This is a genomic window from Roseovarius bejariae (assembly GCF_009669325.1).
Classification (GTDB): Bacteria; Pseudomonadota; Alphaproteobacteria; order Rhodobacterales; family Rhodobacteraceae; genus Roseovarius; species Roseovarius bejariae.
In genome coordinates this window covers 173,934-189,424 of sequence record NZ_SZWE01000002.1, presented here as the reverse complement: position 1 = coordinate 189,424, position 15,491 = coordinate 173,934, and the positions used below count along the sequence as shown (strand labels likewise).

Genomic DNA, 15,491 nt, shown 5'->3' with positions numbered 1-15,491 from the left:
GCATGTTGGACCTGACCTATGAAGCCCCCAAACCCAAGGTGATCGCAGGCGCGAAGCACGATTGGGAACTTGTCATCGGGATGGAGGTTCACGCGCAGGTGGCGTCAAAAGCCAAGCTGTTTTCCGGGGCCTCCACCAAGTTCGGGGCCGAGCCCAACTCGAATGTCTCCTTCGTGGATGCGGCCATGCCCGGCATGCTGCCGGTGATCAACGAGTTCTGCATTGAACAGGCGGTGCGCACGGGCCTTGGCCTGAAGGCACAGATCAACCTTTGGTCGGCCTTCGACCGCAAGAATTATTTCTACCCCGACCTGCCGCAGGGCTACCAGATCAGCCAGCTTTATCATCCGCTCGTCGGCGAGGGTGAAATCCTTGTGGACATGGAGCCCGGCATCGCCCGCAAGGTGCGGGTCGAGCGGATTCACGTCGAACAGGACGCGGGCAAATCCATCCATGACATGGACCCGGCGATGTCCTTCGTCGACCTGAACCGCACCGGCGTTGCCCTGATGGAAATCGTCAGCCGCCCTGACATTCGCGGCCCTGAAGAGGCCGCCGCCTATGTTACCAAGCTGCGCCAGATCCTGCGCTATCTGGGCACCTGCGACGGCAACATGCAAAACGGCAACCTGCGGGCCGATGTGAATGTTTCGATCTGTCGCCCCGGGGCCTATGAAAAATACATGGAAACGCAGGATTTCAGCCATCTCGGCACCCGCTGCGAGATCAAGAACATGAACTCCATGCGTTTCATCCAGGCCGCCATCGAATACGAGGCACGCCGCCAGATCGGCATCGTCGAAGGTGGTGGCGAGGTGGTGCAGGAAACCCGCCTCTATGACCCGGACAAGAACGAGACCCGCTCCATGCGCTCCAAGGAAGAGGCGCATGACTACCGCTATTTCCCTGACCCCGACCTGCTGCCTTTGGAGATCGAACAGGAGTGGGTCGATGGGATCGCGGCCACCCTGCCCGAACTGCCCGATGAGAAAAAAGCGCGCTTCGTTACCGACTACGGGGTCACAGAGTATGACGCCAGCGTCCTGACCGCCGATGTCGATCTGGCCGCCTATTTCGAGGAATCTGTCGGCGCGGGCGACGGCAAGAAAACCGCCAACTGGGTCATAAACGAGGTTCTGGGCCGCGCCAACAAGGCCGAGGTCAGCCCGCGCGAGATTGCAGCGCCCGAGGCCAATGCCGCGATCCTTGCGATGGTCGCCAAGGACGAGATTTCGACCAAGATCGCCAAGGACGTTCTGGAAATCCACATCGAGACCGGCGAGGCGCCAGAAAAGATCGTCGAAGACCGTGGCATGAAGCAAGTGAGCGATACCGGCGCCATCGAGGCCGCCGTGGACCAGATTATCGCCGACAACCCCGCACAGGTGGAAAAGGCGCAAAGCAACCCGAAACTGGCGGGCTGGTTCGTGGGGCAGGTGATGAAAGCCACCGGCGGCAAAGCCAACCCCAAAGCCGTGAACGAGATCGTGCAAGCCAAGCTGGGCCTTTGAGAACGGCGCTCCGGGCGCGAAGAATAAGGACATGACATGACCGAACAACAGCCTTTCATGTCCAGTTTCCTTGAAATCGAGCCCGGCTGGATCGATTACAATAATCACCTCAACATGGGGTATTACACGGTTTTGTTCGATCGCGCCGCCGATGAGGCCTTTGCCAAGTTCGGTTTCGGCCCGGATTACGTGGCATCAGCCAATCACACGACCTTTTCTGCGGAATTTCATGTGCGTTACCTGCGCGAGGTGAAACTGGGCGACAGGGTGCGCTGCTCCTTCTGGCTGATTGCACATGATGAAAAACGGTTTCACAGCTTTCAGGAAATGTATCACGAGGATGGCTGGCTGGCCGCCACCGGCGAGGGCATGACCCTGCACGTGGATTTGTCCGGCCCGCGTGTGGCCCCTATGCCGTCCCGGATCCTGTCGCGCGTCACGGCCATGGCCGAGGCACAGTCGCATCTGCCCCGCCCCGAAGGCGTGGGCCGTTCCATCGGGCTGTAACCCGCGAGCAGCAGATCAAGCGGTGCGCGCCAAGGCGCACGCTTTGTATCTCGCCGATCACCTCTGGTGATCGGCTCGGGTGCCTCCGGCGGGAGTATTTCGAGAAAGATGAAGACGGGACATTCCAGTATCGCGCCCTTACACCTTTTGCTGTGTGTGTTTCCGTAGTTCAGCGCGCGCGACCTGACGGCGGTGGACGGCATCGGGGCCATCGGCGAGGCGCAGTGTCCGCAGATGTGTCCACATGGCGGATAGTGGCACGTCCTGACTGATGCCTTGCGCGCCGAACATTTGAACTGCTTCATCCACGACCTTGAGTGCGGCGCGCGGCGCGACCACCTTGATCTGGTGTATCCAGGGCGCGGCGGCGCGCGGATCGCCCTGGTCCATCATCCAGGCGGCCTTGAGGCATAGCAGGCGGGCCTGCTCGATCTCCATCCGGCATTCGGCGATGATGTCATAGTTTGCCCCAAGCTGATGTAGAGGTTTTCCAAAGGCTTCCCGCTCCAACGCGCGGCGGCACATCATCTCAAGTGCCGCCTCGGCCTGCCCGATGGCGCGCATACAGTGGTGAATACGCCCCGGCCCAAGACGGCCCTGCGCGATTTCGAAGCCACGCCCCTCGCCCAACAGCAGGTTCTCGGCTGGCACTCGCACATCTGTGAATCGGAAATGCATATGGCCGTGCGGCGCATCATCATGGCCATATACCTCCATCGGGCGCAGTTTTTCGATACCCGGGGTGTCGGCGGGGACCACGATCATCGAATGACGCTGGTGTTTTGGAAGATCATCGCCACCCGTTTTCACCATCACGATATAGACCGAACACCGCGGATCGCCCGCGCCGGTGGCCCACCATTTCTCGCCATTCAGAACATAATCATCCCCATCACGCACACAGGACATGGAGATATTGGTGGCATCCGAACTGGCGACATCTGGTTCTGTCATGAGGTAGGCACTGCGAATCTGGCCTTCCAGCAGTGGGGCGAACCATTGCTGTTTCATCGCGTCGGTGCCGTATTTTTCGAAGACTTCCATGTTGCCGGTGTCGGGGGCATTGCAATTGAACACCTCTGCGCCCATCGGCGTTTTTCCCATTTCCTCGGCAAAACAGGCATATTCGACTGTCGTCAGGCCGAAGCCCTTGTCACTGTCAGTCAGCCAGAAGTTCCAAAGACCCGCCGCCTTTGCCTTTGCCTTCAGTCCTTCGAGGATTTCGGCCTGCGTTTGTGTATACTGCCAACGATCGCCTTTACCGATTTCGGCGGCGTAGGCGGCTTCTTTGGGCATGATGTCATCGCGCACCATCGCGCGGACACGATCCAGCAATGCCTTGTTTTCCGGACGCATTCCAAAATCCATGCTGCCTGATCCTTTCAATTGTCATGTTGATGCGCGGAGTGATCCGGTTTCCTGTCACGCAGTATCGCCCGATAGTTGAGGATCCTCCGCAAAATCCAAAGCCTCTACCCGAGATGCCCCAAATTCAGCCACAAACCAAGTCCATATTAAAACTCATGATAAAGTGAACGAATTGTTCTTGTGACGCTTTGATTTGAAAAGCTCAATAAATAGTTACGAGTGTTGGTTGAATATGATTACCACAGTATCAAAATACGACCCCCCAGTTGAAAACACCAATGATCGCAACCAATGGCGCAAAAATCCCCCAAGGGGGCGTGGGCGGGCGGTCACTTGCTTTACCCCGGGTACGGCGATCACCACATTGTCTGGCAAACGTTTGGTCGAGGACCTCAAACAGGGCGACCGCATATTGACGCGGGACCGGGGATTTCAGCCCTTGCTTTGGGCCGGACGACGCGAACTTTCAGTGGCGTCTGTGGTTCATGACGAGGGGCTCTGCCCGGTAAGGATCAAGGCAGGCACCCTGGGCCCGTCCCTTCCGGATCGCGATCTTGTCGTGTCTCCCGGACACCGCTTTTTGACAACCGAGAAGACCTTGGTGGATTCGATAGGGGAATCCGAATGTCTCATCCAAGCATGCGACCTTCTTGGCAAACCGGGCATCGATAAAGCCCCCGCAAAAACGATTACATATATCCACCTTCTTTTCGATCAGCATGAATTGATCCTGTCGGATAATGCATGGTCGGAAAGCTATCACTTGGGTGAAAGCACCAATGGATGTCAGGTACAGCCCTTAGCGCGTAAATGTGTCGGGCGCAGGGTATTGAACTAGGGTCAGGCCCCCAGAATGTGTGGGAGGGCGATTGGCCCTAATCCGGGCAATCCGGAGTAAGGCATTGCAAATCGCCCTCAGTCGGTCCAAGCCTTGGCCGAACAACACGAGAGACCGACCATGGCACGTAAGCCACCCTTTTCAGAGGACCCGTTTCAGGTTCCCCCCGACACCCTTGGCCTGAGCGCAGAAGAGATGCGACGCCTTGGGCACAAGGTGGTTGATATGGTGGTGGATCGTTTCGAAAGACGCAATGCAGAGCCCGTGGTAACGACGGGCGATGCGGCGGACCTGACAAACCAGTTGGGAGGCGCCCTTCCCAACATGCCGATGGACCCCGACGCCTCTCTGGATCTGATGGCAGAGGTTGCGCTTGGGCATATGCAACATGGAGACCACCCCAGGTATTTCGCCCGTGTGCCCGGGCCGGCGTCGTTTGCTGCGATACTCGGGGACTGGATGGGAACCGGCTTCAACAGCATTTGCGCCAGTTGGGGTGGCGGCTCGGGGACTGCTATTGTGGAGAACACCGTCGTGTCCTGGGTTGCCGAAATGCTGGGGCTGCCGTCACAGACCGAGGGTGTTTTGCTTTCGGGCGGGTCGTTGGCGAACTTTACCGGTTTCTGCGTCGCACGGTCCGAGGTGGGGCGTGGTGTGGCTTATCTCATGGATCAAACTCACGCGTCCCTGCCGCGCAACCTGCGGCAGATGGGATTGAATGATGAGGAAATCCGTATTCTGCCGTCGGACGAGACCCTGCGGATGTGCCCCGATGTCCTTGCCGCATCGATCGAAGAGGATATCGGCAAAGGGTTGAAGCCCATGATGGTCGTCGCGACCGCGGGCACAACGAATACCGGTGCGGCAGACCCACTTGAGGCCATTGCGGATATCTGTGAGCAGCACAATATTTGGCTGCACGTTGACGGGGCCTATGGTGCCCCTGCCGCCATAACGCAAGACGGACGTGAGGTCTTGAAGGGGCTTGAGCGCGCTGACTCTGTCGTTCTGGACCCTCATAAGTGGTTCTTCCAGCCCTATGATCTGGGAATGTGCTTTGTGACACGGCCCGGGGCCCTTGATCGGTGCTTTTCGATGAACCCGGAATACCTCAAGGATGTTCAAGCCGATAACGAAGTGAACTACGGCAACCGGTCGCTGGAATTGACCCGGCGTTCGCGGGCCTTGAAGCTTTGGATGTCTCTTAGAACATATGGCGCTCAATCTTTCCGAGAGGGCGTTGCGCATGGGATCGCTCTTGCCGAGGAAGCCGAGAGGCAACTTCGAGCCGCTCCGGAGACATGGGACGTTCTCTCCCACGCCCAGCTTGGCATTGTGTGCTTTGCACGGAATGGCGCGGATTCGGAGGATCACGCCAAACGCGCCAACCGATTGTCCGAAAGCGGATTCGCCACGGTATCGACAACCAGTTTGCATGGCCGAACTGCGCTCAGGCTGTGCACGATCAATCCGCTCACCACGGCAGAGGACATTCAGCGTACGCTTGAACTTCTTGCTGCGCCAATGTGAGTGTCCGCGCCAGTTATTATTGTGCTGGGCGTTTCCCCCTCAATAGACACTCGATATGAGGCTTGCACCGCCGCTGTCACAGATCGGGCGGTGACAGATTGAGAGGGTGTGTTCCCAACGATAGCTTGTGTCAATTCGTCTGGCCACTTCGGCCCAAGAGTTGCCGAGGTCGGGTCAGATCGTCTCACCGGATCGAAGCACTCCACTTCGGGCGCAACAGCGTGTATCGTACCATAACCCCATAACCCATTGCGACTGCAAAGACTTCTCGGACTATCATATCCAAAGGCCCCTCCCGCAAGTTAGGTAAAAAGGTAGAAATCATGGTTAAAGACTCGGGTAGTCGACAAGAACCCGAACCTCGGGAACGACCAAACGTTAAGAAAAACCTCAGTGACAGGGCCTATAACGCCTTACGGGATGCATTGATGCGAGGCCATCTGGAGCCCGGCAACCAGCTTCCCCTTCGCCCCACGTCGGCACGGTTCGGCATTAGTCCCACGCCTATGCGCGAAGCCTTGACCCGCCTTGTCGTAGAGCGCGCCTTAACTCTCAACGACCGAGGAACGGTGATCGTTCCAGATCTGACGAAAGCAGAGTTGCTGGAAATACGCGACATCCGGAAGGATCTTGAAGGCCGCTGCGCAGCCCAGGCCGCCCAGATCGCCCATGAAGATGAAAAACAGGCGCTTGATGATCTGAATCGTCAATTCATGCAGTCCCTGAAGCACGGAAATTACAGGGAGGCCGTTGATCTGAACACCCAGTTTCACTTGCAGCTTGCCAAAATGGCCAAACTTCCCCTGACCTATGAAATCATTGAGGGGCTTTGGGTACGATGTGGTCCTATCCTGACCCATCTGTATGACTCCGGCTTGCCCACGAACTGGGCGTCACACCCACACCAGCGTATTCTCGACGCGCTTCGCAATAATGACCCTGCAAGTGCAAGTGATGCGATATACCATGATATTGAAGATGGAGGGCGAGGGCTTCTGAATTACGTATCGCAATAATGAATTTGTCTGACACACGACAGTATGCCAAAGCCGATCAACCCCGCATAGATACAACATTTACCTGAGTTGCGCCTCTCTGCCCCAGCTCCACACCCTGCGGAGGCTGGATAATAAAAAGTGCAGGCCGCATTGATAATACAGGAGTGACTTCAGTGGTGCCCCCAGAGAGACTCGAACTCCCGACCTACTGATTACAAATCAGTTGCTCTACCAGCTGAGCTATAGGGGCACGGCGCCGTGGATACGCAGAACGTGACCTTGATGCAAGACAGAATCGCACCTTTGGAAAAGCGGTTTAACTGTCTGTGAAAGCGACTATATTGGCGGCGCTTCTCTGAACTTTCATGAACGGATTGCGAATGCAGGTCGTTATTCACGCAGGCGCGCATATGACCGATGAGGATCGGTTGATCAAATGCCTCGCTGCGAACCGAGACCTTCTAGCGGAACGCGGAACGCACGTGCCTAGCGTCACGCGCTACCGTAAACTGCTGCGCGACATGCTGCATGCGGCGGCGAATACAGGCCTGTCACCGGATGCGCGCGGCGTAGCACATGACGCGATTGTGGAAGACGACACCGCCGACAGGCTCATTTTGTCGAACCATGGCTTTTTCGGAACGCCCCGAATGGCAGCGTCCGGTGGTGTCCTCTATTCAGCGGCCGATGCTCGCATGGCCGCATTCCACCAGATTTTCGCAGGCGATCAGATCGAATTGTGCCTCGCCATCCGAAACCCGGCGAGTTTCCTTCCGGCCATGTTCAACGAGGCCCCGCAAACCAGCATGGCGGATTATCTGAACGGTGTGGCACCCACGGTCATTCGATGGTCCGAGTTGATTGCCCGCTTGCGGCAAGCCTTCCCGGACATGCCAATCACCGTTTGGTGCAATGAAGATACCCCTCTCATATGGGGACAGGTTGTACGGGAAATCGCCGGGCTTGACCCGAACACGGAGTTCGAGGGCGAATTCTCGCTACTTTTCGAAATCATGAGCAAACCGGGCCGGTCGCGCTTCAGGACGTACATGAGTGATCATCCCGGGATGACCGAAGCCCAAAAACGTCGCGTGATCGTGGCGTTTCTCGATAAATTCGCAGAAGAAACCGCCATCGAAGAAGAACTGGATGTTCCCGGATGGACGGAAGAGATGATCAACCGCCTGACAGACCTCTATGACGAGGACATCTACGAGATCGAGCGAATTCCAGGGATCAACTTGATCTCGCCATGAGGCCCGGGCTCAACTCATGCCCAAGGCCTCCTTGTACATCTCCAGAACGGCCTCTTCCTCGGCAATATCGTCCTTGTCGCGTTTGCGTAACGCGATCACCTTGCGCATCACCTTGGTGTCGTAGCCGCGAGACTTGGCTTCGGCCATGATCTCTTTTTGCTGGTCGGCAATGTCTTTCTTTTCCATTTCGAGGCGCTCGAAACGTTCGATGAACTGACGAAGTTCATCTGCGGTGACGCGATAGCTGGCATCGGGATTCAGATCATTCATGGCACGCCTCATGGTTTTAAGTGAGTTTTCTGACTACCCGTCTCGCATGGGTGCTGCAAGGTGCATATTGTGGCGTTGGCTTGCGATTACCGACGCCATCCGATAGGCGATTTGAGGATTGCGAAGTTGGAGGGATGCGCATGGACATTCTGATTTGGACAGGCGCGTTTATATCGTTGCTGGGGCTGGTCGGCCTGCTTTGGTGTATCTACAAGGTTTGGCAAGCAAGAAAATCCGGCCTGTCCGACGAGGCCCTGCGAGATGCGGTGCGCAAAATCGTCCCCCTGAATACCGGTGCCCTGTTCGTTTCGGTGATCGGCCTGATGATGGTGATTGTAGGCATCATGCTGGGGTGAGATACGCGCCTAGACAGCCCGGCCAAAGAAACCTTCACCGTATTTGACCATCTCGACCAGTCTCGGGTGGGGCCTCCAGATGGCTTCATCAAGTGGAGCCAGTTTTTTCATATCCTGCATGATCGCGAGCAACCCGGCGAAATCCGCCTGCAAGAGCGGCCCGCCACGCCGTCGATCATAGCCCATGCCTTTCACGGCAACGACATCGAGATCCGAGGCGCGCAAAACCCTTTTATCCTCAATCAAGCAGGCAGCTTCGTTGATATATGCTGCATGCAGGGCTCGCATGACATCTGTGTTCGCAGGTAACTCCAAGGGCGCATTCCTGCGCCATTCCGTCAACCAGTCTGCAAGCTCCGGGTCAGGGTGCGCCCCTCCGTCTTCATAGAGAAATATCCCTTTGCCCGCCGCACGCCCTTTGGCCCCCGACGCGATCCGTGCCGACAGTAACGACAAGGCTTCGGGCACGTTTTGGGAGCGCGCCTCGCAAAGCGACTTGTGACGGTTCTGAACCTGCGGCAATCCCTCGGCGTCCGCCATGGCAAATGGCCCCTTGAGAAACCCGAGTTCACTTGCGGCCTCATCAATTTTTTGGGGCGATACACCCGCACGGCACAAGGCCAAGGCGGCTCCGAACAAGGAGAAGAACAGGTTTTCACGCAGCAGGCCGGGAAACAGCGCGCTTCGCACCACCGTTCGCCCCGCTTTGGCATAGTTCTGCACGATGCTGGAAACCGCATCAGGACCTGTATCCGCGGGAACGGCAAGCTCGACCAAGGAGGTGCTGTGCGCAGGGCGGCTGTATTTCAGGACAACATGCTGCCCCTGCGCACCTACGGCCTTGAGGCGATCGGCCTCAGGCATTTCGCCTTGCAGGCTTGCCCACACTGCATTCGATTTGATCGCTGCGGCACCCTCAGGCATTGCCTGTGTTCCATCATCCAAGACGAGATCCGCCTGCTTGAGCCCCTCGGAGACAGGCGCGATTTTCAAGCGTGAAAGCCTCTCATCACGGGCCTTGCTGTCCAATCGTTTCCGCGTGATCGCCGCGTCGTAAATGGCCGAAACACGGGCCTTGATCGCATGTGCCTGCTGCCTATCCCCATCCGTCAGCATGACCACATGCCCGGCATCCAGACACTGAATTGCCACCTCGACCGCCATCTGGCCATTGGCCAACACGGCCACAATGTTCACAGGATGCGCGCGCCCCTTCGAGAGTTCAGGCATCGCGCCTGCCCGGCGTTCGGCAGCGAAGAGATGACGAGACGCCCGCGCCGCTTTCGACACCAAACGGTCCTCAAATTGAGTGCGCTCAAACAGTATACCCTGATCAAACGGCAAAAGCTGCGCTGCCTCGACGCACCTGACGATATCCCGCTCGGCGCTATCGGCATCTCCGACCCGTGCGGCGACGGCCTGCACCGCGCGCTGATAGCCGTCAGGGTCCGTCAATCCTGGCTCGCGGTCCCTGCTTCGGGTCCATGTGCCCGCTGCGGCCATATCCGAGGCCAGAGAGATCGCCTCCTCCAAAGGATCACCGTCGAGAAGCCTATCGAAAACCCTGCGCAGTTTCGCATCGCCAGCCACCGTGGCGCGGCCAGATAACAGGAATTCAAGCGCCACCTGCGCCCCGGTAATCCGGGCAAGGCGCTGTGTGCCGCCCGCGCCGGGGACAAGCCCCAATGTCACTTCGGGAAGCGCAATCCGTGTGGCACGATCGGCCACTCGTCCATGCGCCGCGAGCGCCAATTCGAACCCTGCCCCCAATGCCGCACCATGCAGCGACGCCACGATCGGTTTAGGGGCCTCTTCGATCAGCCCACAAAGGTCACCAACCCATGGGTCCTCCAGCGGACCTTCGTATTCGGCAAGGTCCACACCGGATGAGAACCCCTGCCCCATCCCCTTAAGCACAATCGCCCGGATATCAGCATCTTCCAAAGCGGCCTTCACCTCGTGGTGAAGCGCCCGGCGCACAGATGGCGCAAGCGCGTTGGCCACCGGCCGGTTCAATCCCAGAACGGCGATCCCGTCGCGATGTTCTACGTCTACCTCAGAAACCACACTGTCCCCACCTCAGGCGCATAATCCGAATGAGGTAATTAGTACGAAGATTACGCCATCACGCAAGGCTTAGCGCGTGACGTGCATCAGGGTCAGACCGGCAAATTGTCAAACTGGGCTTCGATCTTCTCGTTGACAAGCTCCTCGTGAAGGCCCTTTGCCGTGGCGGGAACAATTTCGCCATTTGCCTCCATATCTTCTATCAAACGCGCAAGCCTTGCTTCGAAATCCAATCGTGCATCGGCTTGCGCCGTCTCGATCTCTTTGACGAGCGCGTCAAGAATTTTGGCATTTTGTGACATTCCTCTCTCCCGTTCATAAGTTTACTGAACTTCCGAAACGAGCAATGAGCGCCTCACCCCAGGCTACTCGGCATCAAATCGAGGCGGCACAATCACGACATAACGGTGTGTCAGGCAATGTCTCAAGCCGTTCAGGCGCAATCGCCTCACCGCAGCGGACACATTCACCATATGATCCATCCCGAATGCGTTGCAAAGCAGCCCGGATACGCGCGATTTCTTCTTGCCCACTTTGGCCCAACTGTTCGAGAACCTCGTCTCCTTCACGCTCTATGGCGTTGTCATCCCAGTCTTTCGAGTGAGGTTCATCCAGCTCCCCCTCGATCTGGTGCAACCGGCCATCCAATTCGGCCAGTCGGTCCATCAATATCTTACGATAATGCGCAGATGTTTTCATCGATTTCCTCCTGAATTATGACAAATTCGCATGGCCCAAACCCACCTGCCTTGACCCACATCAATCCCTACCCGCCCAATTCCAACCTGAGCCTAAACTTCGGCGAGGCCATTGTCCGCCCCTGCACGGAGAGCTTCGGACTGAACACTATCACCTGCCTCGGAGGTAGTACGCGACTCATGTGCCTCCCCGCCAAGATGGCCGGATGGTTGCAATGAAAGGTGGCTGTCGGCCGGAGGCTCTGGGGTCTCTCCAGTTTGACGGTCATCACTCCGCAATCCCGGCGCCTGAGCGCCCCCATCCTGCAAAAGCGGCCCATTTCGCCCCGCTATCAGGCGAGCTGCCCGAAAGCCATTCACTTGCCCTAACATGACACGAGCGGCAACATGCCCACCTGTCGATGTCAATTGCGCATCCGCCAGCGCACCCGGAGATATGGGAAAACACATTCCTACCTCCAGCTTGCAGGCATCCTTTAAGGGCATCTCCAAACGATCAAGAACCGCAGTGAGTGTCACGGGGGCATTTCGAACGATATCACCCAATCCCGGCGGTCCCGACGAGCTCTGTGCGAAGACGCCCTTGCGCATTGCCCTCTCAGTGTGCTGAGCGATTGGAATAAATACCGTCATCAAACCGGTTTTTGCACCATCGCCGAGATCGACAGAGAGGCGAAACACATCATAATCCGGGTTATCAAGCGCAAGTGCCAGCGTACGCGCATCCTCGACCATATCCCCAAATTGATAGTTCTCCATCTCGATCTTTGGAGAGTTTTCCTCAAGCTGGGAACTGGCGGATTCGAAAAACCTGTCGATGAAAGGCGCGCATATCGCGGCGTCAGTACGCGTAACTGGGCGCGCCGCAGCTTGTGTGTTTTTCACGGCGCCAGTTGTCTGCACTTCGATCAGCCCCATCACGAACTGCGGATCCAGGCAAAGAGCACCGGGGTGCCGGTCTTCCCCATCCAGAAGGGCAAGCAGCCCGCCATCTGCAACGGCGTCTTGCACGCTCGCTTGCGATATCGTGACCTGCTCGACGGTAGTGACAACAAGAGGCAGACCGTAACAACGGTCTGCAACGCGCGCCAATGCGACGCGCAGCGCCTTGGCGGTCGACATTCCACGCGCGTCGAATTCCTCGCGCGCGGCCTGCGCCTTACGATGTATGACCGAATTTTTGCCCTGCATATCAAATGTCCGCAACTACCCATATGGCCGATCTCAGGCAAGGTAATGGCGCTGTGGTTACCAAGCGCTTACCACAAAAGGGATTATTCCGCCGCTTCCGCCGCCGTCACGTCAACAGGAACGGTCACCCTGAACGCCGCGCCTTTTTGACCGGGCAAATAGGTAATCGCCCCAGAAAGTCGTGCCATAACTTCCCGGCAGATGGCTAACCCAAGGCCAGCCCCCCCTGCTTTCGTCTCGCCGATACGAGAGAATTTCTCGAAAATGAGCGTTTGCTTCTCCGTCGGGATTCCCGATCCGTTATCAATAAAATCAAGAACAAGGTTGCTTCCGCTACGTTTGACCCGAATTCGCAACGTCGGGGTCTCGGAGTCACAATATTTTCGTGCGTTCGAGATCAGGTTGATGAAAACCTGTGCCAACCTGTCGAGGTCGGACGTCAGTTCGAATTGCTCTTGCTGACGAACCCGGTCAACTTTGAACTCCGGCCCGCTGCCCCCCGCGGCCGAAACGGCACGGTCAAGCACATCGGACAAGGTCCCGGTTTGCCAGTTCAGCACGACCTGCGCGTTCTCCAGAACACTCAGATCAAGCAGATCATCCAGCAACCGCGTCAACCTGACAGCCTCGTCATGGATGATAGATGAATACTTGTTTTGTTCATCTGCCGTCAGGCCAGCCGTATCTCGCATGATCTCTGAAAACGCCCGGATCGAGGTCATCGGTGTGCGAAGTTCATGACTGATCTGACTTAAAAAGGCATCTTTTTGAACGGAAAGCTGGGTCAGCTTTTCATTCGCCTCACGCAGTTGTCTTGCCGTTCTGGCCTGTTCCTCGGTCTTGGCCTCCAAGCGGTTGGAATACTCCATGATCTGCGCGGTTTCATCGGCCACGGCCATCAGGTCTTCGACGGAAACGGTCGCCCCGCCGACGATCTGGCTGATCATGGCATGTGCTGTGGCCGCCCCGACCGACCCCGATAGAGCGCGTTCCAGTTCCTGAAGGAAATCCGGTGTCGGCTCGGGCAGGAAGCCAGCAATCCCCTGTCGGCGCGCGGCCCCGGCAAACAGGGCCTGTGCCTCTGATGAGCCCATGATCCGTTGAGTCATAATCAGCAGGTCCTCGCTCTGCGCCAGCCCCCCGGCCCATGTGCCAGCCGTTCCCGAATGCTGGAAGACATTGACGAACTGCGCGCCCTGCAAACGCTCGATCGGGCGCGGAAAGCTCAGCAGGGACACCACGACAAAGACCAGTGTGTTTAAAAACAAAGACCACATCACCGCATGTACGATCGGATCCAGACCCTCTGCCCCGAACAGGGCCTGCGGCCGCAGCCATGCCAAACCAAATAGCCCATGGTCGATAACGGCCTGTGGCAACAGGACCGTATCGCCGAAACTCGGGAGAAAAAGGCTGTATAGCCAAACCATGGCCCCCACGCTCAGACCCGCAAGGGCGCCAACCCGATTTGCCCCGCGCCAGAACAAGCCGCCCATCAATGCAGGCAGGAATTGCGCCACACCGGCGAAGGAAATCAACCCGATAGCCGCAAGCGCGGCCCCGCCGCCGGACAAACGGAAATAGAGGTAACCAAGGAACACGATCCCGGCGATCGACAAGCGGCGCGCCAAAAGAGCCACACTTCGCACATCGCCCGAAACCATGGCGCTACCACCCGACATCCAAAGCCAGATTGGCATGACGATATGGTTAGACACCATCGTGGACAAGGCAATGGCGGCCACGATCACCATGGAGGTCGCCGAACTGAAGCCGCCAAGGAAAGACATGATGGCCAAACCATCCCGGCCCTCTTGCAAAGGCAAGGTCAGAACGAAGAGGTCCGGGTTGGCATCTTCCGGCATTCTTTCAAGCCCGATCGCAGCAATCGGGATCACGAAAAGGCTCATGGCCATGAGATACGTCGGAAACGCCCAGGATGCCGTGCGCAAATGGCCCTCATCTTCGTTCTCGACAACCATGACCTGGAACATACGCGGCAAGCATATAAAGGCCGCCGCCGATAGCATGGTCAGCCCGACCCAACGACTTCCGGTGACTTCAAAGGATGAAATCGACGAGGCATCGATATGCGCCAAGGTTTCGCCGACCCCCCCGGACAGCCCCCAAACTACGAAGACACCGACCGCGACAAGCGCAAGAAGCTTGACGACCGCCTCAAGCGCAATCGCCATGACAACCCCATGATGGCGTTCATTGGCATCCAGATTCCTTGTCCCGAACAGGATCGTGAACACGGCAAGACCCGCAGCGACCCAAAGAGCGGTGGATTGCTGGCTGATCGGGCTGACCTGCGTCACATCCGTCTCGGCGAAGGTCTGGAATGACAAGGTGACTGACTGGAGTTGCAAGGCGATATAGGGGGTGGTCCCGATCACGGCCAGTATCGTTACGAAAACCGCGAGGGTGTTCGACTTGCCATAGCGCGATGAGATTAGGTCAGCGATTGACGTGATCCGCTGACTGCGTCCCACGCGGACCATCTTACGCAGGGTCCACCACCACCCGATCATGATCAATGTCGGCCCTAGGTAGATCGTCACGTATTCCAACCCTGAACGAGCCGCGAAGCCCACGGCGCCGTAAAATGTCCAAGCGGTACAATAGATCGAAAGTGACAGCGTATAGACGATCGGAGACCGAAGCCATGCCCCCCGCCCATGCAGGGCAGCACGATCTGCCGCAAATGCCACTGCGAACAAGAAAATGACGTAAAGAACACAGACAAGAACGAGAACGTTCAGAGACGCCATTCACCGACCCTCGTTTTGGATGTCCGGCTCCGAGCTAGCAGCGTCCACAGGCAGCCTACGCGAGATCATGGCCGAGACCAAACACAGCAAAACCCAAATCGAGAAGAGATAAAACATCGACGCCGTC

14 protein-coding genes and 1 tRNA gene are annotated in these 15,491 nt (G+C 57.5%); 7 read left to right on the top strand and 8 right to left on the bottom strand.

The window, feature by feature from the left end; all coding sequences use genetic code 11:
- Positions 1-2 precede the first annotated feature (2 nt).
- Positions 3-1,511 (top strand): Asp-tRNA(Asn)/Glu-tRNA(Gln) amidotransferase subunit GatB, encoded by a 1,509-nt coding sequence (gatB, locus tag FDP25_RS14920; RefSeq protein ID WP_154155032.1) that lies wholly within the window; start codon positions 3-5, stop codon positions 1,509-1,511.
- Between the two features lie 36 nt (positions 1,512-1,547).
- On the top strand, positions 1,548-2,018 hold the full coding sequence (locus tag FDP25_RS14915) for a thioesterase family protein (RefSeq protein WP_154154080.1): 471 nt from the start codon (positions 1,548-1,550) through the stop codon (positions 2,016-2,018).
- A gap of 138 nt (positions 2,019-2,156) precedes the next feature.
- On the opposite strand, the gene FDP25_RS14910 is transcribed toward FDP25_RS14915, so the two are convergent.
- A complete protein-coding gene (locus FDP25_RS14910) occupies positions 2,157-3,386 on the bottom strand; it encodes an acyl-CoA dehydrogenase family protein (RefSeq protein ID WP_154154077.1) in 1,230 nt (409 codons plus the stop codon).
- A 232-nt stretch (positions 3,387-3,618) separates the two neighbouring features.
- Between FDP25_RS14910 and FDP25_RS14905 the strand changes: the two genes are divergently transcribed.
- The 3 genes from FDP25_RS14905 (at position 3,619) to FDP25_RS14895 (ending at position 6,770) form a co-directional block, all read left to right on the top strand.
- Positions 3,619-4,224 (top strand): Hint domain-containing protein, encoded by a 606-nt coding sequence (locus tag FDP25_RS14905; protein WP_172982823.1) that lies wholly within the window; start codon positions 3,619-3,621, stop codon positions 4,222-4,224.
- A gap of 120 nt (positions 4,225-4,344) precedes the next feature.
- Positions 4,345-5,754 (top strand): pyridoxal phosphate-dependent decarboxylase family protein, encoded by a 1,410-nt coding sequence (locus FDP25_RS14900; protein WP_154154071.1) that lies wholly within the window; start codon positions 4,345-4,347, stop codon positions 5,752-5,754.
- 323 nt (positions 5,755-6,077) lie between these two features.
- Positions 6,078-6,770 (top strand): GntR family transcriptional regulator, encoded by a 693-nt coding sequence (locus FDP25_RS14895; protein WP_154154068.1) that lies wholly within the window; start codon positions 6,078-6,080, stop codon positions 6,768-6,770.
- 156 nt (positions 6,771-6,926) lie between these two features.
- Here the strand turns inward: FDP25_RS14895 and FDP25_RS14890 are convergent.
- Positions 6,927-7,002 (bottom strand) — tRNA-Thr (locus tag FDP25_RS14890).
- Between the two features lie 130 nt (positions 7,003-7,132).
- Here FDP25_RS14890 and FDP25_RS14885 point away from each other — a divergent pair.
- Complete coding sequence (locus FDP25_RS14885) at positions 7,133-8,008, top strand: hypothetical protein (RefSeq protein WP_154154064.1); 876 nt, start codon at positions 7,133-7,135, stop codon at positions 8,006-8,008.
- A 9-nt stretch (positions 8,009-8,017) separates the two neighbouring features.
- Here FDP25_RS14885 and FDP25_RS14880 read toward each other — a convergent pair whose 3' ends face one another.
- Positions 8,018-8,278, bottom strand: a complete 261-nt coding sequence (locus tag FDP25_RS14880) for a DUF2312 domain-containing protein (protein WP_172982822.1) — start codon at positions 8,276-8,278, stop codon at positions 8,018-8,020.
- A 140-nt stretch (positions 8,279-8,418) separates the two neighbouring features.
- On the opposite strand from FDP25_RS14880, the gene FDP25_RS14875 reads away from it, so the two are divergent.
- Positions 8,419-8,634 carry a hypothetical protein gene (locus FDP25_RS14875; RefSeq protein ID WP_154154058.1) on the top strand — a complete coding sequence of 72 codons (216 nt, stop codon included), beginning with the start codon at positions 8,419-8,421 and terminating at the stop codon, positions 8,632-8,634.
- 9 nt (positions 8,635-8,643) lie between these two features.
- Here FDP25_RS14875 and FDP25_RS17415 read toward each other — a convergent pair whose 3' ends face one another.
- From FDP25_RS17415 to FDP25_RS14850, 5 genes are all read right to left on the bottom strand, one after another.
- Positions 8,644-10,701, bottom strand: coding sequence for an enoyl-CoA hydratase-related protein (locus tag FDP25_RS17415; protein ID WP_154154055.1), 2,058 nt, complete (start codon positions 10,699-10,701; stop codon positions 8,644-8,646).
- A gap of 92 nt (positions 10,702-10,793) precedes the next feature.
- Positions 10,794-11,003, bottom strand: coding sequence for a hypothetical protein (locus FDP25_RS14865; protein WP_154154052.1), 210 nt, complete (start codon positions 11,001-11,003; stop codon positions 10,794-10,796).
- A gap of 73 nt (positions 11,004-11,076) precedes the next feature.
- Entirely contained in the window at positions 11,077-11,400 is a 324-nt protein-coding gene (locus tag FDP25_RS14860; protein WP_154154049.1) for a TraR/DksA family transcriptional regulator, read from the bottom strand.
- A gap of 92 nt (positions 11,401-11,492) precedes the next feature.
- The gene (locus FDP25_RS14855) at positions 11,493-12,590 is read right to left on the bottom strand and encodes a FliM/FliN family flagellar motor switch protein (protein ID WP_154154047.1); all 1,098 of its coding nucleotides are present in this window, start codon (positions 12,588-12,590) and stop codon (positions 11,493-11,495) included.
- An 83-nt stretch (positions 12,591-12,673) separates the two neighbouring features.
- Positions 12,674-15,364 carry a sensor histidine kinase gene (locus tag FDP25_RS14850; protein ID WP_154154045.1) on the bottom strand — a complete coding sequence of 897 codons (2,691 nt, stop codon included), beginning with the start codon at positions 15,362-15,364 and terminating at the stop codon, positions 12,674-12,676.
- Positions 15,365-15,491 lie beyond the last annotated feature (127 nt).

What these genes read in the sequence shown, in the direction of transcription:
- FDP25_RS14910 (WP_154154077.1), bottom strand. Translation starts at nt 3,386, where the DNA reads ATGGATTTTGGAATGCGTCCGGAAAACAAGGCATTGCTGGATCGTGTC.
- FDP25_RS14855 (WP_154154047.1), bottom strand. Translation starts at nt 12,590, where the DNA reads ATGCAGGGCAAAAATTCGGTCATACATCGTAAGGCGCAGGCCGCGCGC.
- FDP25_RS14905 (WP_172982823.1), top strand. Translation starts at nt 3,619, where the DNA reads ATGATTACCACAGTATCAAAATACGACCCCCCAGTTGAAAACACCAAT.
- FDP25_RS14885 (WP_154154064.1), top strand. Translation starts at nt 7,133, where the DNA reads ATGCAGGTCGTTATTCACGCAGGCGCGCATATGACCGATGAGGATCGG.
- FDP25_RS14895 (WP_154154068.1), top strand. Translation starts at nt 6,078, where the DNA reads ATGGTTAAAGACTCGGGTAGTCGACAAGAACCCGAACCTCGGGAACGA.
- FDP25_RS14915 (WP_154154080.1), top strand. Translation starts at nt 1,548, where the DNA reads ATGACCGAACAACAGCCTTTCATGTCCAGTTTCCTTGAAATCGAGCCC.
- FDP25_RS14875 (WP_154154058.1), top strand. Translation starts at nt 8,419, where the DNA reads ATGGACATTCTGATTTGGACAGGCGCGTTTATATCGTTGCTGGGGCTG.
- gatB (WP_154155032.1), top strand. Translation starts at nt 3, where the DNA reads ATGTTGGACCTGACCTATGAAGCCCCCAAACCCAAGGTGATCGCAGGC.
- FDP25_RS14860 (WP_154154049.1), bottom strand. Translation starts at nt 11,400, where the DNA reads ATGAAAACATCTGCGCATTATCGTAAGATATTGATGGACCGACTGGCC.
- FDP25_RS14900 (WP_154154071.1), top strand. Translation starts at nt 4,345, where the DNA reads ATGGCACGTAAGCCACCCTTTTCAGAGGACCCGTTTCAGGTTCCCCCC.
- FDP25_RS14880 (WP_172982822.1), bottom strand. Translation starts at nt 8,278, where the DNA reads ATGAATGATCTGAATCCCGATGCCAGCTATCGCGTCACCGCAGATGAA.
- FDP25_RS14865 (WP_154154052.1), bottom strand. Translation starts at nt 11,003, where the DNA reads ATGTCACAAAATGCCAAAATTCTTGACGCGCTCGTCAAAGAGATCGAG.
- FDP25_RS14850 (WP_154154045.1), bottom strand. Translation starts at nt 15,364, where the DNA reads ATGGCGTCTCTGAACGTTCTCGTTCTTGTCTGTGTTCTTTACGTCATT.